Origin of the sequence: Chlorobaculum parvum NCIB 8327 (assembly GCF_000020505.1) — a bacterium.
Taxonomy (GTDB): Bacteria; Bacteroidota; Chlorobiia; order Chlorobiales; family Chlorobiaceae; genus Chlorobaculum; species Chlorobaculum parvum_A.
The window spans coordinates 760,745-786,019 of record NC_011027.1 but is presented as its reverse complement, the minus strand read 5'-3'; the positions used below and the strand labels follow the sequence as shown (position 1 = coordinate 786,019).

General features: G+C 55.5%; 20 protein-coding genes. 5 read left to right on the top strand and 15 right to left on the bottom strand.

All coding sequences use genetic code 11. The features are described from left to right. Positions 1 to 55: 55 nt before the first annotated feature. Positions 56 to 1,162: a DUF1615 family protein gene (locus CPAR_RS03730; RefSeq protein ID WP_012501981.1), complete on the top strand. Its 1,107-nt coding sequence runs from the start codon at positions 56 to 58 to the stop codon at positions 1,160 to 1,162. Between the two features lie 157 nt (positions 1,163 to 1,319). Here the strand turns inward: CPAR_RS03730 and bchH are convergent, their stop codons facing one another. The 3 genes from bchH to bchI all read right to left on the bottom strand — a co-directional run bounded on the left by bchH (position 1,320) and on the right by bchI (position 8,353). Next, the gene (bchH, locus tag CPAR_RS03725) at positions 1,320 to 5,138 is read right to left on the bottom strand and encodes a magnesium chelatase subunit H (RefSeq protein ID WP_012501980.1); all 3,819 of its coding nucleotides are present in this window, start codon (positions 5,136 to 5,138) and stop codon (positions 1,320 to 1,322) included. 318 nt (positions 5,139 to 5,456) lie between these two features. Further along, positions 5,457 to 7,316, bottom strand: a complete 1,860-nt coding sequence (gene bchD, locus CPAR_RS03720; RefSeq protein WP_012501978.1) for a magnesium chelatase ATPase subunit D — start codon at positions 7,314 to 7,316, stop codon at positions 5,457 to 5,459. Further along, positions 7,313 to 8,353 (bottom strand): magnesium chelatase ATPase subunit I, encoded by a 1,041-nt coding sequence (bchI, locus tag CPAR_RS03715; RefSeq protein WP_232203935.1) that lies wholly within the window; start codon positions 8,351 to 8,353, stop codon positions 7,313 to 7,315. Before bchI ends, bchD begins: the two co-directional genes overlap by 4 nt. Between bchI and CPAR_RS11245 the strand changes: the two genes are divergently transcribed. After that, positions 8,352 to 8,609: a hypothetical protein gene (locus CPAR_RS11245; protein ID WP_232203934.1), complete on the top strand. Its 258-nt coding sequence runs from the start codon at positions 8,352 to 8,354 to the stop codon at positions 8,607 to 8,609. The two genes, bchI and CPAR_RS11245, sit on opposite strands and share 2 nt — an antisense overlap. A 143-nt stretch (positions 8,610 to 8,752) precedes the next feature. Here the strand turns inward: CPAR_RS11245 and lpdA are convergent, their stop codons facing one another. Further along, positions 8,753 to 10,162 carry a dihydrolipoyl dehydrogenase gene (gene lpdA / locus CPAR_RS03710; RefSeq protein ID WP_012501976.1) on the bottom strand — a complete coding sequence of 470 codons (1,410 nt, stop codon included), beginning with the start codon at positions 10,160 to 10,162 and terminating at the stop codon, positions 8,753 to 8,755. 329 nt (positions 10,163 to 10,491) lie between these two features. Between lpdA and CPAR_RS03705 the strand changes: the two genes are divergently transcribed. The 3 genes from CPAR_RS03705 (at position 10,492) to CPAR_RS03695 (ending at position 14,756) form a co-directional block, all read left to right on the top strand. Beyond that, positions 10,492 to 11,541 carry an RluA family pseudouridine synthase gene (locus tag CPAR_RS03705; protein ID WP_012501975.1) on the top strand — a complete coding sequence of 350 codons (1,050 nt, stop codon included), beginning with the start codon at positions 10,492 to 10,494 and terminating at the stop codon, positions 11,539 to 11,541. Between the two features lie 111 nt (positions 11,542 to 11,652). Next, on the top strand, positions 11,653 to 12,231 hold the full coding sequence (locus CPAR_RS03700) for a flavodoxin family protein (protein ID WP_012501974.1): 579 nt from the start codon (positions 11,653 to 11,655) through the stop codon (positions 12,229 to 12,231). A 347-nt stretch (positions 12,232 to 12,578) separates the two neighbouring features. Then, positions 12,579 to 14,756 carry a prolyl oligopeptidase family serine peptidase gene (locus tag CPAR_RS03695; protein WP_012501973.1) on the top strand — a complete coding sequence of 726 codons (2,178 nt, stop codon included), beginning with the start codon at positions 12,579 to 12,581 and terminating at the stop codon, positions 14,754 to 14,756. Positions 14,757 to 14,892: 136 nt separating this feature from the next. On the opposite strand, the gene CPAR_RS03690 is transcribed toward CPAR_RS03695, so the two are convergent. From CPAR_RS03690 to ribD, 11 genes are all read right to left on the bottom strand, one after another. Then, positions 14,893 to 15,594, bottom strand: a complete 702-nt coding sequence (locus CPAR_RS03690; RefSeq protein WP_156773364.1) for an SRPBCC family protein — start codon at positions 15,592 to 15,594, stop codon at positions 14,893 to 14,895. Between the two features lie 37 nt (positions 15,595 to 15,631). Then, complete coding sequence (locus CPAR_RS03685; protein WP_012501971.1) at positions 15,632 to 17,140, bottom strand: B12-binding domain-containing radical SAM protein; 1,509 nt, start codon at positions 17,138 to 17,140, stop codon at positions 15,632 to 15,634. 406 nt (positions 17,141 to 17,546) lie between these two features. Next, positions 17,547 to 17,702, bottom strand: a complete 156-nt coding sequence (locus tag CPAR_RS11135) for a hypothetical protein (protein ID WP_198002631.1) — start codon at positions 17,700 to 17,702, stop codon at positions 17,547 to 17,549. A gap of 45 nt (positions 17,703 to 17,747) precedes the next feature. Continuing rightward, positions 17,748 to 18,038, bottom strand: a complete 291-nt coding sequence (locus CPAR_RS03680; protein WP_012501970.1) for a sll1863 family stress response protein — start codon at positions 18,036 to 18,038, stop codon at positions 17,748 to 17,750. An 85-nt stretch (positions 18,039 to 18,123) separates the two neighbouring features. Then, entirely contained in the window at positions 18,124 to 18,792 is a 669-nt protein-coding gene (locus CPAR_RS03675) for a hypothetical protein (RefSeq protein WP_232203968.1), read from the bottom strand. 438 nt (positions 18,793 to 19,230) lie between these two features. Beyond that, the gene (locus tag CPAR_RS03670; protein ID WP_012501968.1) at positions 19,231 to 19,671 is read right to left on the bottom strand and encodes a YXWGXW repeat-containing protein; all 441 of its coding nucleotides are present in this window, start codon (positions 19,669 to 19,671) and stop codon (positions 19,231 to 19,233) included. Between the two features lie 212 nt (positions 19,672 to 19,883). Continuing rightward, a complete protein-coding gene (locus tag CPAR_RS10965; protein ID WP_012501967.1) occupies positions 19,884 to 20,033 on the bottom strand; it encodes a lmo0937 family membrane protein in 150 nt (49 codons plus the stop codon). Between the two features lie 562 nt (positions 20,034 to 20,595). Beyond that, a complete protein-coding gene (locus tag CPAR_RS03665; RefSeq protein ID WP_012501966.1) occupies positions 20,596 to 21,294 on the bottom strand; it encodes a DNA alkylation repair protein in 699 nt (232 codons plus the stop codon). A 236-nt stretch (positions 21,295 to 21,530) separates the two neighbouring features. Then, on the bottom strand, positions 21,531 to 23,435 hold the full coding sequence (locus CPAR_RS03660) for an ABC-F family ATP-binding cassette domain-containing protein (RefSeq protein ID WP_012501965.1): 1,905 nt from the start codon (positions 23,433 to 23,435) through the stop codon (positions 21,531 to 21,533). Between the two features lie 244 nt (positions 23,436 to 23,679). Continuing rightward, complete coding sequence (locus tag CPAR_RS03655) at positions 23,680 to 24,078, bottom strand: DoxX family protein (RefSeq protein WP_012501964.1); 399 nt, start codon at positions 24,076 to 24,078, stop codon at positions 23,680 to 23,682. 69 nt (positions 24,079 to 24,147) lie between these two features. Then, positions 24,148 to 25,263 carry a bifunctional diaminohydroxyphosphoribosylaminopyrimidine deaminase/5-amino-6-(5-phosphoribosylamino)uracil reductase RibD gene (gene ribD / locus CPAR_RS03650; protein WP_012501963.1) on the bottom strand — a complete coding sequence of 372 codons (1,116 nt, stop codon included), beginning with the start codon at positions 25,261 to 25,263 and terminating at the stop codon, positions 24,148 to 24,150. Positions 25,264 to 25,275: the final 12 nt, after the last annotated feature.

Sequence of the window (25,275 nt, the reverse complement as noted above, 5' to 3'; positions counted from 1 at the left end):
GTCGGCCTCTTATGGCTGAATCTTCACCTTACCATCAATGACAAGAAGTAACACGATGAACAGAGCATTCCGGTTCGCCGCCCTCATGTTCCTCTTAAACCTGTTCCTGAGCGGCTGCTCACATGACCAGGAACAGGGCCTGTCACAACGGCAAATCGAAAAGCTGGTGCTTGCCGCCAGCCCGCATGTCGATTCACCCGACATCTGGGCAAGAGCCATCAGGGAGAGCCTTCAGGAATTGGGCCAACCGGTTGACAAGGAACACGCCTGCGCTGTAATCTCGGTAATCATGCAGGAAAGCAGCTTCAAGACCGTTCCGAAAAATAGCGGCATGCCGAACATCCTCCGGAAAAAGATTGAAAACGCCAGTTCCAACCTCATTGTACAGCAACTGATTCAGCTGAGGCTGGACCAGCACGCAGCGAACGGCAACACCTTCCGCGAGAACATCGACTCGATCAAGAGCGAGCGCGATTTCGAGCTCTGGTACAACGAGTTCACCTCGGCCAGCATCACCAAGCCCATTCTCATCGTGTTCAACAAAGACATCAGCGACCTGGTCACAACCCTCGGTTCGATGCAGGTATCGGTGAAGTTCGCCGAGCACTACCCGAAAAAGCCGAAAAACGTCGGCAGCGGAAGCATCCGTGAAATCCTCTACACCTGCAAGGGCGGCGTCTTTTACGGATCCGCCCGGCTGCTCGACTATAAGCACAACTATGATGACTGGAAATATGTGTTCGCCGATTACAACGCCGGACGTTATTCAAGCCGCAATGCCGGGTTCCAGAAAATGCTGGCGCGTGTAGCACGGAAAACCGTCGATCTGGACGGCGACCTGCTCAGTTACGAAAACGGCAAAGGTGTTCCCTCGGCAACCTACGCCAGCTTCATCGAGTTGTTGAAAGACAAAGAGATCGTATTCGACGAGGAGCAAATCAGAAAGGATTTCTCAAAAGAAAAGAGCTACGACTTTGAGGATACCTGGTCGTACAAAACACTTGCGGAAATGTACAAGAAAAAGTACGGCCGCACTATCTACGCCGTGCTTCCTGAAATTTCCCTGCACAGCCCGAAATTTGTCAGCAAGAACCTCACGACGAAATGGTTCGCCAACCGCGTTAAAGGCCGCTTCATCCACTGTATGAGGACGCGGATTTGAGGCAAGCTCGAATGAATCCGACCGATCAGGGCGGGCGTGAAACCCGCCCCTACAAATTCCCCGGACAAAAGCAGGCGCAAGCGGTCTGACGCACGAAAGGCGATCCCGACAAGTCGGGACCGCCTTTCACTATTCATGATCAACGGTCAAGTATCAACTAATCGTCGTCCGCCATACCTTCCAGCCTGTCCTCAAGGTCGGCATAGATCTCCTGCAGCTCCTCGATCATACTCTGATCGGCTTTCCACATGCCACGGCCGTGCGCTTCAAGCATTCGGCCAACGATGTTCTTGATCGCCTGCGGGTTGAGCGTGGCGAGGCGTTCGCGCATTTCGGGGTCGAGCGCGTAGGTTTCGGCGGTCTTTTTATAGACCCAGTCGTCCACGCTCTTGGTGACGGCGTCCCAGCCGAGCATGTAGGTGACGCGGTTGCTGATTTCGCCCGCGCCGCTGTGGCCGTGCTTGAGCATCCCCTCGAACCACTTTGGATTGAGCAACTTGGAGCGATACTCCACGCGCAGCGATTTGTCGGCCTCGTCGAGCTTGATGTCCGAGGTGAAGGACTCGACGTAGTTGAGTTTGATGTCCGAAGTCTTCGTGTTGCGACGCCGCGCGGCGAGCTGGAGCGAACCGGATGAGGAGAAGTAGTGGTCGATGTCGGAAATACCGAACTCTGTGGAGTCCACCTGGTGCACCACGCGATCGACCGAGCCGAGCAGCTTCTGCAGAATCTCCGACTGCTTCTCGCCCTTGCGCCCGCCGCCGTACGCGCTGCTGTTGCGACGGATGAAGAGGTCATCCAGATCGCCCTCGTTCTCCCACGCCGAGTCTTCGATCATGTCGTCAACGTAGGTTCCGTAAGCACCCGGCGCCTGCGTGAACTGGCGCGAGGTGGCCGCTTCGAAATCCATCCCTTCGGCCAGCGCTTCGTCCACATGCTTTTTGATGAAGTTCATCTCATGCGGCTCGTCGGCCTTCGCCGCGTCCTTGACGAGGCGGTCGAGCTGATCCATCAGAATACCGAAGGCGTCGCGGAAGATCGGGCTGAGCTGCATCAGCACATCGACGCGCGGACGGCCCAGCTTGTCGAGCGGCGTGAGGTTGTAGTGGCTGATCTTGCCGAAGGCGTCGTAGGCCGGTTCCGCGCCCATGAGCCGGATCACCACGGCCACCGCTTCGCCCTTGGTCTTGATGGTGTCGAGACCCCAGATCACCTCGGCGATGGTTTCGGGATACTGGCCGTCGTTCTCGGCGACATGCTTCGAGATCAAGCCGTCGGCGATGAGTGTGCCGCGCTTGAAAGCGGTCTCGGACGGGATGCGCCACGGATCGATGGAGTGGATATTGCGTCCCGACGGCAAGACGTTCATGCCGTCGCGCACCAGGTCGCCGCCGGGGCCTGAGGGAATGTAGCCGCCGTCGAGCACCTTGACGAGCGAGTTCATTTCGCTGCTGTTGTCGCTGAGCGCCTGAATCATCATCGCGCCCTCCTGAATGATGCGCTGGATGAAGGGCTTGTCCTCCTCCGGCATCCTGCCGCCGCCGGTGACCGACTCGAAGACCTGCATCGGATTCTTGCGGTCGAACATCGTCTGCTTGACGAACTCGCGGCAGGCGTTCTCGGCCCACTCGCGGAGCTGGATCGCCGCTTCGTCGCCCTTGCGCGAGAGGCTCGAAATCTCTTCGTAGCTGCCGTAGTGGCCGTTCCTGCCCGATGTATCGATGAAAATGTAGGGCAACGAGCGACCGTTTTCGCCGCGATTCTTGATGGTTTCGGTAATCGTGATGATCTGCGATTCGAGCGGCCCCGCTTCGCCGAAGACGTGCAGCGAGTTGGAGATGAGCCGGTTTTCCAGCTCGACGATGTAGATGTAGAGGCGGCTGACGAAGTCGCTGAACGGCTCGTCGGGGCGGCGCGGGCAGTCGTCGGTCAGGTTGAGCAGCTCGGCCTTGGTCATGATCGCCTCCTGCACCTGCTCGACATCCTCGCCCTGAGCCTGATTGCGCTCGCGGTAGTCGGCGAGCAGATCCTTAAGCGCGGGAAGCTCTTTGTACAATCCCGCGCGAGCCAGCGGCGGCACCACGTGAGAAACCATCGTGGCCAGTCCGCGGCGCTTGGCGATGGTCGATTCGCTCGGGTTGTTGACCGGATAGATGTAGAAGTGCGGCACTTCGCCAAGCAGCGCGTCGGGCCAGCACTCGCCGGTCAGGCCGGTCTGGAGTCCCGGCATCCATTCGACCGAGCCGTGCATTCCCACGTGCACCAGCGCGTGCGCGTCGAACTCGCGGCTGATCCAGCGGTAGAACGAGATGTACTGGTGGTGTGGCGTGTTGGCTTTGTCGAAGATCAGGCGCATCGGGTCGCCCTGCACGCCAAGGCGCGGCTGGACGCCGATGTAGATGTTGCCAAGCCGCAAACCGCCGAGGAACACCTCCTCCGAGCCAACCGGCGCGATCTCACCGGGGAAGGCTTGCCACCGCTCCTCGATGCGCTCACGCTCGTGGTACGTGGCCAGCTCGTTGTACTTCTCGCGGCTCACCTTGATGGCCTCCGGCTTGTTCTGCATGATCTGGTAATCGGTCGCGCGATCGAGCATTTCGAAAAGCTTCGTCGGCGACTCGGGCAGCGTGCCGACGTTGTACCCCTCTTTCTTCAGGCGCTCCAGAATCCGCAGAAGCGTGGTCGGCACGTCGAGCAGGGCCGCCGTCGCCTTTTTGCCGAGGCCGGGCGGATAGTCGTAAACCACCAGCGCCACGCGCTTGTCGCGGTTCGAGGTGGCCCGCAGGCGCATCCATTTTTTGGAAAGGATCGCCAGCCGGTCGAGCCGCTCCTGCACGGTTTCGACCTTGCCGTCCTGCAACGCGCCGAGAATCACCGGAGCGGTCGCGCCGTCCATTTCAGGAATCGAGTAGGTGAAGGTCACCTGCATCGGCGAAACGCCAAGCTCGTGCCACGACTCGAAATCCTGCACCAGCAGCGGCTGGGCGACCATGTAGGGCACGTCGAGGCCGGTCAGAATCTCGTGCCGCGCATCAGCCGCCGTGCCGGGTTTGGTCGAACCTGCCGGGCCACCGACGAGGCCGAAGCCCATCATGTTCACGAGCAGGTCGATCTTCTCCTTCATCAGCCAGTCGCGCACGAGAACGTGGCCCTCAACGCCCATCACGAAAGCAGGGAACACATTCACGCCATGCTTTTCAAGCGTGCGGATGGTGTTGTCGATATAGGTTTTTTCCTGCAACAAATGCTTGCGGAAGAAGAGCAACGCCATCTTCTGCGACTTGTCGAAGTTCACACCGCGTTTCTTCGACCAGCTCTTGAAGCTCTTCACATCCTTGAAATACTCCTTCGCGTCGGGATGGTAGAGCCCCATGTTCGGAACATCGACAATCGGCTCCACCTTGACATTCGAGTCAAAATACTCACGCAAAATCAGGCGGAACATGTTGACGATATTCTCCGGCGTCGGCTGGAGCCAGTAGGAATAGACCATCAGCCAGTTCTTGAAGTCCTTCGCCTTGTTCGGCACCAGCGGCAGGATCGTGCGCATGATCTTCATCAACTTCATATAGCCGTAGAGAGCATCCTCGTCACGCCCCTTCACCAGCATCTTGGCGATCTTCTTCACCATGTCCGGCATCCCCGACTTGCCCTCGGTCACCTGATAGCTGCCGACCTTGGTGAGCGCCATCGCCTCCGGCATCGACTCGAAGATGAAGATCGTCTTCTCGTTGATCGCCTGATCGAGCTGCTCCTTGAACCAGTCGATCTGCTCCTTGAAGTTAATCATGCTCATGAACACGCAGTCAGCCTCGCGGATGGCCGTCGCCGCCTCGGGATTCTGCTTTTCGAGATCGACATCGCTCAACTGAACCAGCTCGGCGTCTTTGTCGAGCATGCTCTTGATTTTCCTCCAGAGCCCGGCATTGTACTGCTCAAGCCCGACAATAGCCGTAATTTTACGTCTTTGTGCCATGATCAGGGAATTCTACTGACATTAGTTAAGAACCGTTTGGCGTAATAAAAATGCCTTGCCGCCTGACGATAATCCAATGTATAAAAGACGAGATTAATTCCTATGGAAACCTATATGTATTAGTCATGAAATGAGGAAACATGAGGGGGAAAACTCAAAATACTTACACGTTCTCATCAGCAGAAACGATGCCATGCAAGCATCTAAACACACGTTCAGAACGAGCTTGTCCGATAAGAGGGCAATCCAGGTAATGAGTTGGATAACGTGAGAGTCATCGTACCGCCCCATGCGGGACGGTACGTGACAAAAGGCAGGTCAGCTCAGGGCTGCTTCGACGATCTGTTCGGCTTTGGCGTTGGGAAGGTAGAAGTAGCGGCCACCGAGTTTCTGGGCGAGCTTGGGGGCTTCGCCGCGTGAGAGGTAGTTCATCTGGGTATCGACCACGATAGAGGCGATGCCGTCGCTCTGGATTGAGAGGGCCAGTGCTTCCACCTCTTTCTCCAGCTCCTCTTTGGGCGCTTTGGCGGCGGCGGGATCGACTGCGGCGGCCAGCGGAATGTTACCGCGACCGTCGGTAATCATGACGAACATGATCTGCGTGATCCCCTTGGTGCGCGCCTGCTTGGCGGTTTCCCAGCCGGTGAGCAGCGCCGAGGCGAGCGGAGTTCCGCCGCCGGTAGGCAGCACGTCAAGCTCACGCTTGGCGCGATCCACGCTCTGCGATGGTGGCAGGAGCACCTGCGCCTGCTTGCCGCGGAACGAGATCAACGAGACCTGGTCGCGATGCACGTAGGCGTTCTGCAACAGGCTCGCCACCGCGCCCTTGGCCTGGCGCATGCGGTTCAGCGCCATCGAGCCGGAGGCATCCACCATGAAGATGAACAGCGTGCCGGACTTGTCGCGGAAACGCTTGATCTTGACATCGTCCGTGCTGATGACCAGCGCGCCGGTCTTGATGCCTTTTTTAGCCTTCTCGGCCTTTCGCGCTGCCTGCCAAGGTGCGGCAGAGATGAGCGTCGGGATGAGCGCGACCTTGCCGCTCTTGATCTCGCCGGGCTGCGAGCGCACAAAGCGACCGCGCTTGTTGTTCAGCGCTTCGCCACGGCTTCCGGACTTGGCCTTCTTTTTGGATGCGAGCGAGATGTTGAGAATGTTCTCGGGAAGATCGGTCTCGATAGCGTCCATCATCAGCTCCTCGATCATGTCGGGAGTCTCCTCCTGCTCCTCGTCGGCATCGGAATCGGTCTCGTCTGGTGGTGCGTTTTCGTCTTCCCCCTCCTGTTCGGGCTGCTCCTCTGGCGGTGGCGGCTCTTCCTGCTGCATCTCCTCCTCGCTGGGCTCGCGCTCGGGCATGCGGGTAGCGCGAGGCACAAGCACAAGCTTGACGGCAAGCTTGAGGTCCTCGTCGTCCACTTCGGTGCGCTGACCGAGCGCGGCGTTGGCAAGGGCGGCGCGAATCGCGAAGATATCGACGCGGTTGCCCTCGACGCCGAGGCTGATGGCTGTCTGAATGAGCCCCTTGATCTGCTCGTTGGTAATCGAGACGTGGTGCAACTGCTCCCTTGCGGCGCCGATGATGCCGCGAAGCATGCGCAGTTCATCCTGCGTATCCTCTTCGTTACGCGTGCCCATCACGAGGCTGACGATCTGCTTGCGGGCGCGATAGTCGTTGACAGGGGTGAACGGCACGATGATGCCGATGCGGTCGAGCAGGCCCATGCGCACCTCACCGTCACTCGGGTCATAGGTGCCGACCAGCATGAAGTCAGCCGGATGCACCTCGCTGAGGCCCTCGCGTTCGACGATCACCGCGCCGCGGCTCATGGCATCCATGATGTGCGACACAGCGGAGCTGTCGAGCAGGCTGAGTGAATCGACGTAAAGCACACCCTTATGTGCTTTGGAAAGCACGCCGTGCTGCACGACGCGCTGGCCGGAGGCAAGGGTCGCTTCAAGATCGACACCGCCGATAAGACGGTCTTCGGTCACGTTCAGCGGCAGCTCCACGAAGGGAGTGCCTTCAGGCAGAATATCGGCGAATGCCCTTGCGAGCGTCGATTTTCCAGAACCTACGGTTGAAGGAATCACAACACCGCCAAGGGAGGGATCGACGGCCAAGAGCATCAGCGCCTGCTTGGCCAGATCCATTCCTACAATGTCGGTAAATGCTATCATGCTGCTACTTCGGCCTCTCCCAATACTTTAGCGAGTTCGCGATCGATCTTTTCACCCGCATCGACGGTTTCGAGCGGATCCTTGCGCAGACGGTGGCGGAGGCACAGACCGGCGATCTTGCGGACGTGCTCCATGGTTACATTCGTGTCGCCCTGCAGCGCGGCAAAGGCGTGGGCGGTGCGGGTGATGGTCAGCTCGCCGCGGTGGCCGTCGATGCCGAGAGCCATGCAAAGACGGGCGATGTCGGTCAGCACCGAGTCGTCCATGGAAACCTTCGGAAGGAGCTTCTGGGCAGCGACGATCTCCTTCTGGAGCTTCTGCTGCTGGCGAACGACCTTCTTGAGAAACGCTTCCGGATTCTCGTCGTACTCACGGCGGAGCTTGACGATCTCGACCCTCTTGGCCACGTCGTTGATGGTGATGATGCGGGCGTGCAGACCGAAACGGTCGAGCAGCTGCGGACGAAGCTCACCCTCTTCCGGGTTACCTGAACCAACCAGCACGAAGCGGGCAGGGTGGCGAATGCTGATACCTTCGCGTTCGACCACGTTCTTACCGCTGGCGGCCACGTCGAGCAGCACGTCAACAAGGTGGTCATCGAGCAGGTTGACCTCGTCAATGTAGAGGAAGCCGCGGTTGGCCTGGGCGAGCAGTCCGGGCTCGAAAGCCTTGACGCCGCTGGTGAGAGCCTTTTCAATATCGATGGTTCCGCAAACACGGTCTTCAGTAGCGCCGAGCGGAAGGTCAACAACAGGGACGGGAATCTTTTCGGTCTTGACATCGGAAGCCTTGAGCACCGGAGCGCCCTTGACGCCGGACTCCATTTCGATGTACTGTTCGACGGTGCGGTTGTAGATGTCGCCCTTGACGCGGTCGATGAGCGGAAGCACCTCGGCCAGCGCGCGAACGGTCGTGCTCTTACCGGTACCGCGATGACCCATGACCAGAACGCCGCCGATCCTCGGATCGATGATGTTGAGAATCAGACTGAGCTTCATCTCTTCCTGACCAACGATGGAAGTAAAGGGGAATGCCATGGCACTCTTCTTCTTGGCAGCGGGCGCCTTTGCAGTCGTCGCAGCCTTCTTTTCTGCAGTTGCCTTGGCTGCAGTGGTGGCCGTGGCTTTGGCTGAAGTGGTCTTTTTTGCGGCTTTGGCAGTCTGGGTCATAGTCACTTGGTTGGTTAATACCCGACCCGGGCTCGCCGATCACGGTTTCCCGGCAGGGGCTTGCTTGGTTAAGACTAAAGACGAAAAATCAATAATGAACTCTGAATTTATGCTTTTACCATAGACATAACAAACGCTTTTCACGAATGTGACCGTGAAAAACGGCATGGCGAAAACAGGCGGTTAAAGAGCGATTTTGGGAGAAGGAAAATCAGTCGGATCAGACCGATTGGTCTGATCCGACTGATCGAAAACCCGCTCACCCGGTCACCCCTTGCTTTGCAGCGCGGCGAACGCGGCCTCGCGAACCGTCTCCGAGAGCGTCGGGTGCGCGTGCACCGTGCCGACCAGCCCTTCGGCGGTCACGCCGTAGCGGCACGCCAGCCCCAATTCGCCGATCAGCTCGACCGCGTCGTGGCCGATGAGGTGGCCGCCGAGCATCTTGCCGGTTTCGGCGTTGAAGACCAGCTTGACGAAGCCTTCGAGCTGGCCGTAGGCGTTGGCTTTACCGGATGCAGCAAACTGCGAACGTCCGACCAGCACCTTGTAACCCGCCGCAATCGCAGCCTCTTCGGTCAGGCCGACCGATGCCACCGAGGGCTGGGCATAGACACATCGAGGAATCAACGGCTCGGATAGCGGCTCGGGCAACTTTCCGGCGATTGCCTCGACCGCAATCGCCGCCTCCGCCGAGGCCTTATGCGCCAGCAGCATTCCGCCACGCACGTCGCCGATAGCGTAAATGCCGGATGCGGAGGTGCGGCACAGTTCGTCGGTGCGAATGAATCCGCGCTCCGTCTCGATGCCCGCCGCATCGAGGCCGAGGCCATCGATGACGCCAGTCACGCCCACCGCCACGAGCATACACGAAGCCTCGATTTTCTGAGGCTCCTTCCCCTCCGCGAGCAAATCGGCATTCACACCGAACTCGCTGATGGCGACATTGCCGAGCTTCGCACCGCACTGCACGGTAATATCCACCTTCTCGAACGAGCGTTTCAGCGCTTCGGAAACCTCCGCCTCCTCAGCTGGCAACAAGCGCGGCATCAGTTCGACGATGGTCACTTTCGCCCCCGCCTTGGCGTAGAACCAGGCCATCTCGACGCCGATCGCCCCGCCGCCGACCACGATCATCGACTCCGGAACATCTTTCAGAATCAGCGCCTCTCGGCTCGTGATGATCTTCTTGCCGTCCGGTTCAAGCCCCGGAATTACGCGCGGCTGCGCGCCGGTCGCGACGATGATGTTCGCCGCTTCGAGCGAACGCTCCGAACCATCCTCCGCGGTCACCTTCACACCTTTACTACCAGTCAGCACCGCTTCGCCTCTCCACACCTCGACCTTTGCCTTTTTCAGCATGAATTCGACACCTTTGGAACTTTTCAGCGACACCTTCCGGCTGCGCTTGACAGCCTGCGCGAGATCAAACGACAACTCGCTGACGTTCACGCCGAACTCCGACGGATTCTTCGCCAGATCGTACACTTCGGCACTCCGGAGCAGCGCCTTGGTCGGAATACAGCCCCAGTTCACGCAAACCCCGCCAAGCGAAGCCTTTTCAACAAGACACACCTTCATGCCGTGACGGGCTGCATGAAGCGCCGCTTCGTAACCACCGGGGCCGGAACCGATGACAGCCACATCGAACTGCGCTGACGAACTCTCTGACTGCTGCATGGAATTCTGAATTTATTGACCGCAACCACGCCTCGAATCAGCGAAGACAAACGATCAAAGTTGCAAAGGATGATTCTTTGACTATAATAACATTCACGAGTCATGACGCGCCTTCGAAAAAATGTCACGACCCCGACTTGTCGGGGAAGACGGCTGAAGCACAGAAACCGGAGCTCTTCAGCGGGGTTTCAACCCTGCGGACATTCAGAACTCTTACATTCACTTTGCCCCGGCTTTCAAGCCGGGGTCACGTGAGGATTTTCAGCACCACCCAATCCTGACTCGTTGGGATACCAATTTTTTCATGGCGCGACCGAAGCCGCAACAAAATGCAAAAAGAGCCGCTAAAAACCGAATCACCGGAAGAGCTTCAGCCCGAAGCCGCGCCGAAGACGATGACCCTCGATGTCAGCAAAGTGCAGACGCCGATGCGCATCGACCGCTACCTCACCCAGCAGGTCGAGAACATGACGCGCAACAAGGTGCAAGCGGCCATCGAGGAGGGGCGCGTGCTGGTCAACGGCAAACCGGTCAAGTCGAACTACCGCGTCAAATCGTGCGACCACATCCACCTCACCTTCCTGCGCCCGCCCGCCCCGGAACTTGCGCCGGAGGACATTCCGATCACCATTCTCTACGAGGATGACGACCTCATGGTGATCGACAAGGAGGCCGGCATGGTGGTGCATCCGGCGTTCGGCAACTGGACGGGTACGCTCGCCAACGCGATTCTGCACCACCTCGGCAAGGATGCCGACGAGCTCGACAAAACAGAGATGCGACCCGGCATCGTGCACCGGCTCGACAAGGACACCTCGGGCCTCATCATCATCGCCAAAAACCCGACGGCGCTGCACAAACTCGCGCGGCAGTTCGCCAACCGGCAGGTCGAAAAGGTCTATAAAGCGATCGTCTGGGGCGTTCCAAAAGCGGAGTCCGGCACCATTAAAACCAACATCGGTCGCTCGCACAAAAACCGCAAGGTAATGGCCAACTTCCCTTACGAAGGCGCTGAAGGCAAACACGCCATCACCGACTACCAGGTTGTCGAAGACCTCGGATACTTCTCGCTGATGGATGTGACGCTGCACACGGGTCGGACGCACCAGATCCGTGTGCACCTGCAACACCTCGGCCACTCCATCCTCGGCGACGAAACCTACGGCGGCGCGACACCGCGCACGCTGCCATTCAGCAAAAGCGAACCGTTCACCCGCAATCTGCTGGAGCTGATGTCCCGCCAGGCGCTGCACGCCCAGACCCTCCGTTTCCGCCAGCCCACCACCGGCGAACCGCTCTCCTTCTCCGCCCCCCTGCCGGAAGATATGGAGCTCGTGCTTGAAAAAATCCGAACCGTTATGACGGCCTCTCAATCCTGAAAACGGTTTGCCGCTCCCCGGCGTTACTTCTCCGAGCTTATCGCTTATATTGCCGGTATCTCTTTATGAACTCTCCGGATGGCGAATACTCATCCGGAACAGCGCAAACCAATGAAAGTCATCGGAATCAATGGCAGCCCCCGCCCGGCGGGCAACACCTCGATCATGCTCAAAACCGTCTTCGAGACGCTCGAACAGGAGGGCATCGAAACGGAACTGATCCAGGTCGGAGGCACCGACATCAAGGGCTGTCGCGCTTGCTACGCCTGCATCAGGAACAAGAACAGCAAGTGTTCGACCAAAGACGGCTTCAATGAAATTTTTGAAAAGATGGTCGAGGCCAACGGCATGATTCTCGGCTCGCCGGTCTATTTCGCCGACATCACCCCGGAGCTGAAAGCGCTCATCGACCGCTCAGGCTTTGTGTCGAGAACCAACGGCCAGCTCTTCCGCCACAAGGTGGGCGCATCGATCGTCTCGCTCCGTCGCGGCGGCGGCGTGCACGCCTACGACAGCATCAACCATCTCTTCCAGATCTGCCAGATGTTCATGGTCGGCTCGACCTACTGGAACCTCGGCTTCGGCGGACGCGACGGCGGCGAGGTGGTCAACGACACCGAAGGCATGGACAACATGCGCGACCTCGGCAAGTCGATGGCCTTCCTGCTGAAGAAGCTGAATGCGAGTTAAAAACAAAAAAGACGTCTCAGGCAGAGATTGGGCTAAAGCCCTATAATATTTTAATCTACTTATACACCCCGGACTAAAGTCCGGGGCAATTGTTACAAGAGTATTAGTAATAAAAGCCAATTAGCAGCCTCCCATGAACAGGCGATGAAATCTACCTGGCATGCATTCATTTTGCCCCGGCTTCTTACATTCAGGAGGGATTCATCCCGACGGACATTAAGCCTCTTACATTTGAGGTCAGTTGCCCCGTCCCGAAAGCTTTCGGGACGGGGATTATGGATAGAGACAAAATTAATCAGGGCTTCAGCCCAATTTCTTAAGCCATCCAAAACGATCCCTGATACCGTATGCGAAAGCTCCGACTTCCCGCCCTCCTGCACCTCGTTGCCCTGCTGCTCATCTCGTCGCTTCCGGCCTTTGCAGGAAGCAAGGCTAACATGGAGGCGCCGTCCTCCAACGTGGTCGAAACCGTCTGTGGCGAGCGCATCGCCGACCCCTATCGCCCGCTCGAAAATCTCAAAGACCCGAAAGTCCAAGCCTGGTACAAGCGTGAGGCTGATCATGCGCGCGCGGTGCTTGACGCCATTCCGGGACGTAGCGAGCTGATCGCAAAAATGGTGGAGTTCGACAAGCGGCGTCCGGAGAAGATTTACAACCTCTCGATTACCGACAACGACCGCTACTTCTACCTCAAGCAAACGCCTGCGGACGAAACCGGCAAGCTCTTTTTCCGCAAAGGATACAAAGGCAAGGAGCGACTGCTCTTCGACCCGACGACCTACAAAGACGGCAGCGACGGCGCGTTCGTCATCAGCCGGGTTTCGCCGAATATCGACGGCTCGAAGGTGGTGATCGGCGTCTCCGCAAACGGGTCGGAGGACGCAATTCTTTTCGTCATGGATGTCAAAAACGGCCACATCTGGCCCGAACGGATCGACCGTTGCCGCTTCGCCTCCCCATCGTGGCTGCCCTGCGGCAAGGCGTTTTTCTACACCCGCATGAACAGCAACGATCCGCTCGACCAGGATCGTCAGAAAGACAGCCGCGTTTATCTGCACTTCGTCGGCACCGACCCTTCGACCGACCCCGAAATCTTTTCGCGCACGCACGATCCCGAACTGAAGATCAGAGCGGAGGACATCCCGTATGTTTCGTACGACGACAAAAGCCGCAAACTCTACGCCTTCGTGAGCAGCGTCGATCCGCGCATCACCGCGTGGTACGCCGATGACGACGCGATTCGCAAAGCATCAATTCCGTGGAAGCCGCTCCTGCGTGCGGAGGACGAGGTGTACGATTTCGCGGCAACGAAGCACGATCTCTACCTCTTCACACCGAAAAACGCTCCGCGCTTCAAGGTACTGAAAACCTCGCTCGACCGACCTGATCTGGCGACCGCCGAAACGGTCATTCCGGAACCGGCAGAAGGCACGCTGACCGCCCTTGCACTGACCGACAACGGACTGTTTTATACCATCTCCACCAACGGCGTCCGGGAGGAGTTGTATCATCTGAACTACGGCGACACGCAGCCGCAAAAGATCGAAACCCCGTTCGAGGCGGGCACGATGTCGATCAGCTCGAAAGGGTTCGACCAGCCTGAACTGTGGGCAATCATGGGCGGCTGGAACCACGACTACCGCCGCTACCGCTACGATGCGAAGCACAACCGCTTCATCGACGAAACGCTCTCGTCGAAGGCGAGCTATCCCGAATACGACAACCTCGAAGTCCGCGAAGTGATGGTTCCGTCGCACGACGGCGTCAAGGTGCCGCTGTCGCTAATCTTCAATCGTGGCATGAAAAAGGACGGCAAAACCCCCGTGCTGATCTACGGTTACGGTGCGTACGGCAACTCGATCACCCCTTTCTTCAGCCCCTCGTTCCTGCTCTGGACGCACCGGGGCGGCATGATCGCCGTGGCCCACGTACGCGGCGGCGGCGAGCTGGGCGACGACTGGCACAAGGCGGGCATGAAATCGACCAAGCCGAACACCTGGAAAGACCTCATCGCCTGCGCTGAATATTTGATTAAGGAGGGCTACACCTCGCCCGAGCACATCGCCATCAACGCCGGCAGCGCGGGCGGCATCCTCATCGGACGCGCCATAACCGAACGCCCCGACCTCTTCGCCGCCGCCATGCCGCAAGTCGGCGTGCTCAACGCGCTTCGGGGCGAATTCAGCCCCAACGGCCCGGTCAACGTCCCCGAATTCGGCACGGTGAAGAATCCGGACGATTGCAAAGCGCTCCTCGAAATGGACGCCTACCTGCACATCCGCAACGGCGTAAAGTATCCGGCAGCACTCATCACCGCAGGCATGAACGACCCCCGAGTCCCCGCCTGGCAACCCGCCAAATTCGCCGCAAGGTTACAGGAAGCGACCGCCTCCGGCAAGCCCGTACTCTTCTTCACGGATTACAAAGCCGGTCACGGCATAGGCGACACCAAGACCAAGCAGTTCGAATCGCTGGCTGACATGCTGAGCTTCGGGCTGTGGCAGACGGGTGAAGATGGGAAATGATGAATGAATTGCAACGGAGCACCGCCGTGTTCCCTTACGTGAGGCACAAGCTGTAGAAGCCAACGCCAAACCTCCTGACAGACCCGGGAAGAGACGTCTTCCCCGGAAGCGCCATTTCCGAAAATCAGGCCAGAATTCATTTCTTTTGGTCTGCCGGCTTGCCAGAATCAATCACTTGCAACCGTTCCGCCTCTGCTTTTAGTGCAGTAAGTCCTGCAACCATGTCTTTTTTAAGAACGCCCTGAAAAATAAAGTCTGGTGCGACAAAAGAAGGTTTAATTTCTGATTTATAGGTTAATATGGTTCCTTTGGATGAATAGGCCTGAAGTATCCAGGAGCCTCTGTAGATTTCGAAATCACCTGAAATTTTTTCATAATCGATTCTTGAAGGATAGGTTTCATGCATGTTGATTGATAATCGAATGGTTTTTTTAAAAAAAAGTACTCGAAACTCACCGATTAAAGCAATCACTTTCAAGTCGCCATTTTCCTCAACAAGATCACTTTCCGTCATTCTCGGGATATAACGCTTGAGGTTATTGTAATCGGTAAGAACCTTCCATACCGTAACAGGAAGTGCGTTGATGTAAACAGTACTTTTCATGCCGGTAACGCCATCCGGCATCTTTGAGAGATCAATTTCAAGCAGTTTTTCGTATTCCCTGGCAGCTTCTGAAGGCTGTGCTTGAGGAAACTCTTCTGCTTTGCATAGACGCGGATAGAGTGAAAATATGAGTTGCATGACAGCAACAATCGTGATCGTTGCCAGACGCAAACGACCAGTTAACAAGAGACCTGATGATCCAATGGATCGTGATAATGAAAATCCTGAGTTCACCGTCTATCGAATGAGTGATTATGACTACCGTGTATTATCAAACCGGATTCACCAGCGAATCTTCCTTCCTGATATACAACTGCGAAACTTTGCGAAAATGATTACCGTAAATAGCCAGCGTTATTGCAAGAGGCAGTGCACGGCGGTGATGTACAATGGTCCAGATCAACATACTCCAGTACTGAACGCGCTCCTTTCCAACAACACCAAGCAGTACTACCGAACGCACAAAAGCCATAAACTGGGATATCCTGATACGGTTTTTTATTTCCGGTACCTTGTATTCCTTAATCAATGTCCGTATGCGTTGGTAGTAGTTCTTTGGCGCATAGAGATAGAGCATCATCTTCATATAGCCTTTTCGCAGAAGCTCGGAATCCATTTTGGGTATGATATTGGTATTGCCATCAGCATTGTCGCCGCTTGAATTGTTCAACAGCCGGCCTTCGAGCTTCATCCGTTCATACAATTTCGTACCTGGCAATGCCTGCAGAATACCTACCATGGCAGTCACAATACCGCTTTGCTGAATAAATTCGATTTGTTTTGAAAAAATCGAAGGGGTATCGCTGTCAAAACCGACGATAAACCCACCCATGACCTCCAGACCGGCATGCTGAATCAGCCTGATGTTGTCAAGAAGATTTCTCGAAGTATTGTGCTGTTTTCCACACGCCTTCAAGGCAGAATCATCAGGTGTTTCAATGCCAATAAAGACCTGGTTAAAGCCTGCCTGCACCATGAGATCCATGAGTTCCGGATCATCAGCCAGATTTATGGAACATTCGGTATAGTACTGATTTGTCAGTGAGTTCGCCTTTCGCCAGGCGATCAGTTGCGGAAGCAGCTCTTTTTTCAGATACGATTTATTGGCAATGAAATTATCGTCAACAAAAAAAACAGTACCTTTCCATCCAAGCTTACGAAGAGCGTCAAGCTCTCTGATAATTTGAGCGCTTGTTTTGGTGCGTATTTTATGGCCCAGGAGGGCGGTGATATTACAAAAATCACACTGGTAAGGACATCCTCTTGAAAACTGTATGGCCATAGATGCATATTTTTCCATGTCAAGCAGTTGCCACTCTGGTGCCGGTGTGCTCGTTATATCAGCAAACTTATCCGTGGTATAGATTCTGTCAGGCAACCCTTGTTTCATATCTTCAAGGAAAGGAGGAAAGGTCAGTTCTGCCTCATTTAACACGAAATGATCGACATCCGGATATTGTTCATACCCGGCAGTAAACAATGGGCCACCAGCAACCAGTTTTATGCCGACATTATGGCATCGCTCAATCACTTCCTTTGCAGACTTCTGCTGAACAGCCATTGCGCTGATAAAAACCATATCAGCCCATAAAAGATCTTTTGCTTTAAGCGGACTTACATTGAGATCAAGAAGCTTTCGGCCCCACTGTTCAGGAAGCATCGACGCTATGGTTAGCAATCCAAGAGGTGGTAAAGCAGCTTTCTTGCCGACAAATTTCAGCGCATGCTTAAAGCTCCAGAACGTATCTGGAAATTCAGGATAGATGAGCAGAACGTTCATCGAAGTAGACTTTTATCTTCAGAAAAGTAACGCGTCATGACTATAAGCCACAATAACCTAAACAATTTTATAATAACCGCTTAACATGACGTTGACCAGCAAGTCAGACCTCATCTGCCAAGCTTTCTATCAGCGACAGGCACATTGTTTCGTATTTGTTACCTACGGCATCCTCACTGAGCCCCATAGTGATTCTGGACGGCATTGACAGGGCGCCGTCATGGATTGGTTCAGCGATTCGAAAAGCAACGTCATCAGGTATTTGAAATCTTCATCTCAAGGCTATGAAATACAATGCTTTTAGGAGGAAGATTTAGAATGTCAGCAGTCGAACGATAAATCCTGGCTGCTAACATTCAATCTTTTGCGCTCAATAAGCATCGTCCTCAAAACGCTTGATAAATAGCTAAGGCCTTGTTGGATTTTCATTTGAATTACCAACGATATCTTTGTTGCTTTTTGAGGCATCCTGATTGGATGATCCTTTTATTGAGCCTTTGTATGTTGTTGTGCATCCGAAAATTGCCAGCAACATAATTACCAACAATGCATAGATTTTCATGATAAGCTCCTTTAGTTTATTTTATTGCCAATCAAAGCATCATCCTCAATCCTTAAACTTTTCCGCAACATCATGAATGGCTTTGCGTAATCCATTCATTGCCTTTTCAACGCCATCCTTCAATTTTTCCCAACCATCCTCTCCCGCCTCGCCCAATTCCTTCAACCTGGCCTTTGCCGTTTCAACACCATGCTCAAGCTCGTCGAGATGTTTGGCATATTTGATACGAGTATCGGCAGTAAAATTCTTCGCTTTGGCCTTGAATTCAGCGACTCTGGCGTGCGCGATCTCCAGTTCTGCTTCAGCCTTTTGTTTGTAGGCATCTTTCGTGTTCATCACAATTCTCCTTTATTCTTTTAATTGCCATTCATTGCACCATCATTCCTGAGACACACAAAATAAGTCTATAGTAACCTTTGTTTCAGAAGCCCACAGCTTTCGACAAGGGACAATAATTAAACAGATTGCCATTGCCGACCTGTTTGCGCCCCCAGGATAACCACATTCTTATTGTTTCGAGAGACTCTCCTGTTATTTCAGAAATATCACGATGTTTAAGGCAGGATATCTCAGACAGCAGAACCGAGAGCTTTATATCCTCAAACCATCGCAAAAATGATTGCGTAAAATTATTTTCTGCTCGGTACAGATTATTCGTAAAACCGGAAATAAGTTCAACTCCAATACTATCGAAATAACAGTTTCTGAACATTTTGATAACCTCTTTTTCAGAGCTTTCAATATCGACATTCAGATATACCCTGTTTAAAAGATCACTCGCAGATTTTTCAGAGCTTGTCATCCAATAAGCAAGACTATATATATCATCCATCAAGTCAATTGGCATTTTTTTCACATCAATCATGGTTCCTCCATCGGCTAACGTTATGCTATACATAGAATAAAGCTCTCTTTCCCTTCCCCTAATCTGCTCGTTTATCGTTCTCGCCTTTTTTCCCATCTTTGTCATCACTCTTTCTTGACGGCTCCGAGACCTTCCGACCCTCTGGAATTCTGTTTGGTTGTTCCTGGAGCTGCCTGCCCTCTGGTGCCTTGTACTTTTTCTCGAGTAATCTCCTTCGGCCATCATCGTTGCGTTGATACCTGTTATTTCGCCAGTCAGACCGACGATACTCTATGTCGCGGTACCTGCGAATATCCTCCCAGCGGTGTCTTCTTATCCTTAAAGGAATCCGGGCGTTCTGGATGAAAAACCACGGCCCGCGATAACTATAGGAACGGTACCAGCGACCGGCATGGTACAAATAGTAGCGGTTCCCGTAGTAGATTATGTCGTATGGACTGCCGCTGGTGCATTGACCGATGGAACACCAAGAAGCATTCCCGCAATGACAGCACTCAACCCTATGTACTTTTTCATGGTGATTCTTCCGTTAACCTTTTTCCCATCAAAACTTGCCCTTTCATTGACGTCATGGGACTTGCAAACCAAATCTGTTTATCGCCTCAGAGCAGGGCGAAATACGCTTGCAATCTGTAACAGTTACAAGCGTATTTCGTCCCGGCGCTACCTCCGGTTGTCGTCGCGTCGCTGATCCATATTATTCCGGTTATCGTTGCGTCGCTGATCCATGTTATTCCGGTTGTCGTGTCTCCTGTACTCGACGTCGCGGTATCTGCGTATATCCTCGATGCGATGACGTCTTATCCGGTCTGGCAACCTGCTCTCCTTGATATATACCCATGGCCCCCGGTAATCAGGTGATCTGTACCAGCCGCCATCCTGGTAGAGGTAATACAGGTTGTCGTAGCTGATAATATCATAGGGGCTGCCTACAGATATTGAAAATCCCTGATCGGTCAGGTAGATAAAATCAGGGTGTGAACTGATCACAATGGAGGGACCTCCTCTCCTGTTCGACATAGCCTGTGCATTGTTGGCATTTGCAGTAAAACTTACGAATGCCATCACGACGCTTGCTGTTGCAAGACAAATACTTTTTCTCATTATCATCTCCTGCTAACATGTTTTTTATCAAAAACTTTCCAGATCGCTCCATCAGCCAACAATCCCTCATCACACACAGTCCACTATCGTTTTTCATCTCGATTCGGAGGATCGGCGTAATGCCTCATTCTCTTCTCATCACGCCGATCGCGCTCATACCAGTGGCTGACCTGCTGATGCAACGACCTGCTTTGCTGAATTCAGTCATCACATCACAAAATCCGTCGTCCTTGAATGAGACGAATCACAATCACCACGATCGCAATAACGAGAAGTATATGAATCAGCCCTCCCATGGTGTAAGAGGTTACCAATCCAAGCAGCCAGAGGATTATCAATATGATGGCAATGGTCTCAAGCATTTTACACCGTCCCTTTGTTTTCATTGAAAAATCGTTATGCCCGCATCTGATCGACGAGAGTGAAGCGGACTGAACAACAGCGAGCAAACAAAAAAATGCAGTAATAAAAAGCAATAATCACGTTTCGAGGCGCCCTATGAAAAAGACGATAAACACCTCCTGCCTCAACAAATAACTCATTGTTGCGCAAGCGATTAAACAATAATGTACTGGGTACTGATTGTATCAAATGACTTGTTCATTTGATACGGAACTGTGGATGGCACAAGTTCAAGTAAGAGATATGACGTAAGTGGTCAGATACTTAGATCTTGTTCGTAAATAAATTTGATGGTGCTACAGAACTCTATCAGGAACAACTCCAGTCGCTATGAGTTCGTTTTTTATACGGTTTTGCTCAATAAAAATGGACACAATCAATGGCTCCAGCAAAGAGCATCTTATTTACGAACAAGTTCTTAGAGCCACGTCAGGCTTTCTACTGCTCACTGTTTTATTTAAACAGCGTAAGAAGTCATAAAAGTTCCCCTGTAAAAAGAACCATCCTCTCGCTGCTCGGCACTTAGCGCTTTTTCAGATAGGCCAGCCGCTCCTCCTCTGGAAAACGCTCGATAGCATACCGAAGCATGGTGCGCGGCATGACTGTGGCATACTCTTCGAGGAAGGCTTCGAGCTGGGGCTGATCGCGCTTGCCGACTTCACGGAGCATCCACCCGGTGGCTTTGTGGAGCAGCTCTTCGGGGTCGGCGAGCAGGCGTTCGGCGAGAATGAGAGTATCGGTAAAATTGTTGTCGCGGATAAAGTGAAAGGTGGAAACGATGGCGATGCGGCGCTCCCAGAGATTCGAGGACTCGACGAAGCGGTAGAGCGGCGAGCGATCGCGGGTCTGCAGGTGGCGGCCGACGATGTGCGGGCAAGAGACATCGACCAGATCCCAGTTGTTGACGCGGTCGCTTCGTGAGCAGTAGAAGTCGTACAGCTCTTCCCTGCCGCTTTCGCTCGACGCGCGATAGCGCTCCATGAGCAGCAACAAAGCAAGCATCCGGTCTTCATGCCACGGCGATTCGAGCAGCTCTGAGATCACCTCGATGCCCGCGTGCCGGAACTCCCGGCAAAGTTTACGCAACACCGGCACGCGAATCCCGCGAAACCGGTCGCCCTCGCCATACTCGCCGGGGCCGGTCTTGAAAAAGCCTCGAAGAATTGCCGCCGTAGGCAAGTCAGCGAGCGCTTCGAGGCGAGTGTTGATTGTCGAGATCATGGCGGGTTGTGCGTTTTGTGCGAAGAATGGGTCTTAAAGGACGATTGGGAGTAAGAAAAGACGACGATACAGCGCAGGGTGCTGATTTTGTTAAGCGCGATATTCTTCGGCATTCCCAAATGGGCAACCGCAAGGGTTGCCCCTACAAATTCCCGGTAATCTCCCGCAAGGGCGAACACACAGGTTCGCCCCTACGACACCGTTTCATTTCCCGTCCACGCCGTCCACGCTTCCCGTCACGCCAGCTCTGCCAACTCGCCCCAGCGCTCCATGTCGCTTTCGAGCTTCTCCTGAATCTTGTGCAGTTCGTCACCCAGCCTTTGTACCGCCTCGAAGTCAGAACCGGCGGCGGAGAGTTCGGCGTTGATCGCTTCCTGACGCTCTTCGGCTTCGGCGATGGCCTGCTCGAGTTGCTCAAGTTCGCGCTTCTCCTTGCTGTTGAGTTTGCGCTGCTTGGGCGATGATGTCGGCTTCGGCGACTCGGACGCGGGTTTTGCGGCGGGCGCGGGCTTGGGCTTGGCGGCCTGCTCTTCGGCAGCGGTGGCGGCTTTCATTTCGAGATAGACGCTGTAGTTGCCTGGATAGCGGCGCACAATGCCGTCGCCCTCGAAGGCGAAAATGTGCTCGACGGTGCGGTCGAGGAAGTAGCGGTCGTGGCTGACGACGACGAGGCACCCCGGAAAGGTGTCGAGGTAGTCTTCGAGCACGCGCAGGGTGGGGATGTCGAGGTCGTTGGTCGGCTCGTCGAGCAGGAGCACGTTCGGTGCTCCGATGAGCTGACGCAGCAGGTAGAGCCGCCGCCGCTCGCCGCCGGAGAGGTTGCCGATGGGATTGTACTGCGCCGACGGGGCGAAGAGGAACCGTTCAAGCATTTTGGCCGCCGAGACCAGCGTGCCGTCCTTCGTTTTGATCTGCTCGGCCTCCTCCTTGATGTACTCGATGACGCGCTTTTCGTCGTCGAGGTAACGGCTTTCCTGATCGTAGTAGCCGATTTTGACCGTCGGGCCGATCTCGATGCGCCCGCTGTCGGGCTTCGTGCGTCCGGCGATCATTTCGAGCAGCGTGGTCTTGCCGGAACCGTTCGGGCCGATGATGCCGATGCGGTCGCCCTTTTCGAGCAGGTAGTCGAACGAGCGAAGCAGCTTCTTCTCGCCCCACGATTTCGAGACGTCGTGAAACTCGACGATCTTGTTGCCGAGCCGTTCCGCGCCGAAGCCGATCTCCATCTCCTGTTTCTGCTCTTTTTTCGGCGCATAGACCAGCGTTTCGGCTCGCTGCAAGCGCGCTTTCTGTTTGGTGGTGCGGGCCTTAGCGCCGGTGCGCATCCATTCGAGTTCCTGCTTGGCGAGTGCGTTGCGCTTGCACTCGTCGCGAATCTCCTGCGCCTCCTCTTCCTCCTTCTGAACGAGGTAGCTCGCGTAGCCGCCGGTGTAGGTTTTGGCCGTTTTGCCGTCCAGTTCGATCATACGGGTGGCAACGCGGTCGAGGAAGTAGCGGTCGTGCGTGATGAGAATCACCGCCCCGGCGTAGCGGCGGATGTAGCTTTCGAGCCACTCGACGCTGTCGGCATCGAGGTGGTTGGTCGGCTCGTCGAGAATCAGCGCGTCGCTCGGCACCACAAGGGCGTGGGCGAGCGCGACGCGCTTGCGCTGGCCGCCGGAGAGCGTGCCCATTTTCGCCGTCAGATCGTTCAGGCCGAGCTTGCCGAGCACCGCCTTGGCGTTCGACTCCAGCTCCCACGCGCCCTTCACGTCGAGTTCATGCGACAGGTGCGTCACCTTCTCGATCAGCGCGGTCTGGTCACCGTCTGCATGGTCGAGCGCCTCAAGAGCCAGTTCGTACTCGCAGATCAGCGCCATGACTTTATCGCCCGACTTCAGCACCGCTTCGAGCACGGTATCGTCCGCGTCGTACGGCGAGACCTGCGGCAGGTAGGAGATTTTCTTTTCCTTCGACACCATCACCCTCCCGGTGTCGGGCGTCTCGCTGCCGGCCAGAATTTTCATCAGCGTACTCTTGCCACTGCCGTTCGCGCCGATGATGCCCACCTTGTCGCGGTCATCGATGCCGAACGACACATCCGTGAACAGCGTTTTCAACCCGTACGTCTTGCCAATCCCCTCGACCGTCAGAAGAACCATGCCCCATCCTGTTTAGCGCTAAAAAAGGATTCAATATAACGCAAATGCCCACCGATTCCCCTGCTCCTGCGCAATCAAGCATCGATCACCGTTTCACTCGTGAATAACGTGGCCATTCACTTGTCGTATGTCTGGTAAGTTGATCTGATGCGAAACCGCAAAAAAAAGAAAGCCATCCCGTCCTGAGAGGGGCTCGGACGGAATGGCAATCAATCGCAGCGGGTGGAAAAAGGGAAGGCCCTGCTCAGTTCCATTTACCCGGCTTCGCGACGCCGTAACGACCCGCGCCGAGAAAAGCCACGGCAAGAGCACCAAAGAAGTAGAAGGCCTGAAGTTCGAGTGCGTAGCCACCGTGCGGACCAAGCGAGGCGAGCTGGCCCATGTGGACGAGCCAGACAGCCATGCCCATCAGGAAAGCCTGAATGAGCGCGGCAGGCCGGGTGTAAAGCCCCAACACGATGAGCAACGGAGCCACCACCTCGCCGACAGGCACGCCCAGAACCAGCAGCCAGGGCAAATGCGCATCTTTGAGCTTCGAGATGATAAAGCTGTAGCCATAGATCAGCTTGTGCACGCCGTGAAAGAGCATAAGCCCCCCGACGCACAAACGCAGAATCAGTTTACCAAGATCGTCGTTCTTCATGAATCCTCCGGAAAAAGCGTTTACACTCTCTCGATTGTTGTTGCCGTTACGTTTGAAAAAATCCTGCCATCAGCGTACCGGATAGGCTTCGACCAGCAGGTCTTCGCCGAACCTCTCGACTCGCGTGAAACTGAGCTTTGTGGCCATGTCGGGACGAATGACGTCGAGTGGCCCGAATGAGGGCAACCCATCGTCACCAAAGAGTTTCGGAGCAATGAACACGTAGTACTTGTCCACGATTCCAGACCTGACCATCGCGGCCGACAACCGGCTGCCGCCTTCGACCATCACCGAGAGCACCCGCCGACGGTGCAGCTCCGCAAACACCTGCGCGAGATCGAGGGTGCCTTCAGACTGGCCGATTAGAACCACCTCGACGCCTCGTGCTTCGAGCTGGCTGACCAACACAGGCTCAGCCTCATCTCGAAGTGCGAAGACAAGCGTTTTGGCCGCATCGTTAAAAATCCGGAACTCGTGCGGCACCTGAAGCCGGGGATCGAGCAGCACGCGAAGCGGTTGGCGGCCAGCGCAGAAGCGAACGGTCAGCTCGGCGTCATCGGCCAGCGCAGTCGAAGCGCCGCACAGCACGGCGTCATACGCGCATCGCAGCCGGTGCACCTCGCACCTCGACGCTTCGCCGGTGATCCACTTCGACGCGCCAAGCGAGGTGGCGATACGCCCGTCGAGCGTTTGCGCTGTCTTGAGCGCCACAAACGGTCGGCCCTTGCGATGCGAGGTCATGAACGCCTCGTTGAGCCGCTCCGACTCCGCTTCGAGTACGCCAACCGTCACTTCGACGCCCGCCTCCCGGAGCCGGGCAATCCCTTTGCCAGCCACTTTCTTGTGCGGGTCGAGGCAACCAACGACAACGCGCGGAATGCACTTTTCAACGATCAGGTCGGCGCACGGCGGCGTCTTGCCGTGGTGCGAACACGGCTCCAGATTGACGTACAGCGTCGATTGCCGGAGCAGCGCCTCATCCTCGACCGACGCGATGGCGTGCGGCTCGGCGTGCGGCCCACCGTACTTCTGGTGCCACCCCTCGCCGATGACACGCCCGTCATGGACGATCACCGAACCGACCATCGGATTCGGACTCACGCTGCCCGCGCCGCGCTCGGCCAGTTCAAGGCATCGCCGCATGTGGCCTTCGTCCTCCGGACGCATCCCCACATTTGGATTCATCGCGCCGTCCCC

Coding starts and splice junctions, on each gene's coding strand:
- CPAR_RS03730 (WP_012501981.1), top strand. CDS start 56: ATGAACAGAGCATTCCGGTTCGCCGCCCTCATGTTCCTCTTAAACCTG.
- bchH (WP_012501980.1), bottom strand. CDS start 5,138: ATGGCACAAAGACGTAAAATTACGGCTATTGTCGGGCTTGAGCAGTAC.
- bchD (WP_012501978.1), bottom strand. CDS start 7,316: ATGATAGCATTTACCGACATTGTAGGAATGGATCTGGCCAAGCAGGCG.
- CPAR_RS11245 (WP_232203934.1), top strand. CDS start 8,352: ATGGCACTCTTCTTCTTGGCAGCGGGCGCCTTTGCAGTCGTCGCAGCC.
- bchI (WP_232203935.1), bottom strand. CDS start 8,353: ATGGCATTCCCCTTTACTTCCATCGTTGGTCAGGAAGAGATGAAGCTC.
- lpdA (WP_012501976.1), bottom strand. CDS start 10,162: ATGCAGCAGTCAGAGAGTTCGTCAGCGCAGTTCGATGTGGCTGTCATC.
- CPAR_RS03705 (WP_012501975.1), top strand. CDS start 10,492: ATGCAAAAAGAGCCGCTAAAAACCGAATCACCGGAAGAGCTTCAGCCC.
- CPAR_RS03700 (WP_012501974.1), top strand. CDS start 11,653: ATGAAAGTCATCGGAATCAATGGCAGCCCCCGCCCGGCGGGCAACACC.
- CPAR_RS03695 (WP_012501973.1), top strand. CDS start 12,579: ATGCGAAAGCTCCGACTTCCCGCCCTCCTGCACCTCGTTGCCCTGCTG.
- CPAR_RS03685 (WP_012501971.1), bottom strand. CDS start 17,140: ATGAACGTTCTGCTCATCTATCCTGAATTTCCAGATACGTTCTGGAGC.
- CPAR_RS11135 (WP_198002631.1), bottom strand. CDS start 17,702: ATGAAAATCTATGCATTGTTGGTAATTATGTTGCTGGCAATTTTCGGA.
- CPAR_RS03680 (WP_012501970.1), bottom strand. CDS start 18,038: ATGAACACGAAAGATGCCTACAAACAAAAGGCTGAAGCAGAACTGGAG.
- CPAR_RS03675 (WP_232203968.1), bottom strand. CDS start 18,792: ATGATGGCCGAAGGAGATTACTCGAGAAAAAGTACAAGGCACCAGAGG.
- CPAR_RS03670 (WP_012501968.1), bottom strand. CDS start 19,671: ATGAGAAAAAGTATTTGTCTTGCAACAGCAAGCGTCGTGATGGCATTC.
- CPAR_RS10965 (WP_012501967.1), bottom strand. CDS start 20,033: ATGCTTGAGACCATTGCCATCATATTGATAATCCTCTGGCTGCTTGGA.
- CPAR_RS03665 (WP_012501966.1), bottom strand. CDS start 21,294: ATGATCTCGACAATCAACACTCGCCTCGAAGCGCTCGCTGACTTGCCT.
- CPAR_RS03660 (WP_012501965.1), bottom strand. CDS start 23,435: ATGGTTCTTCTGACGGTCGAGGGGATTGGCAAGACGTACGGGTTGAAA.
- CPAR_RS03655 (WP_012501964.1), bottom strand. CDS start 24,078: ATGAAGAACGACGATCTTGGTAAACTGATTCTGCGTTTGTGCGTCGGG.
- ribD (WP_012501963.1), bottom strand. CDS start 25,263: ATGAATCCAAATGTGGGGATGCGTCCGGAGGACGAAGGCCACATGCGG.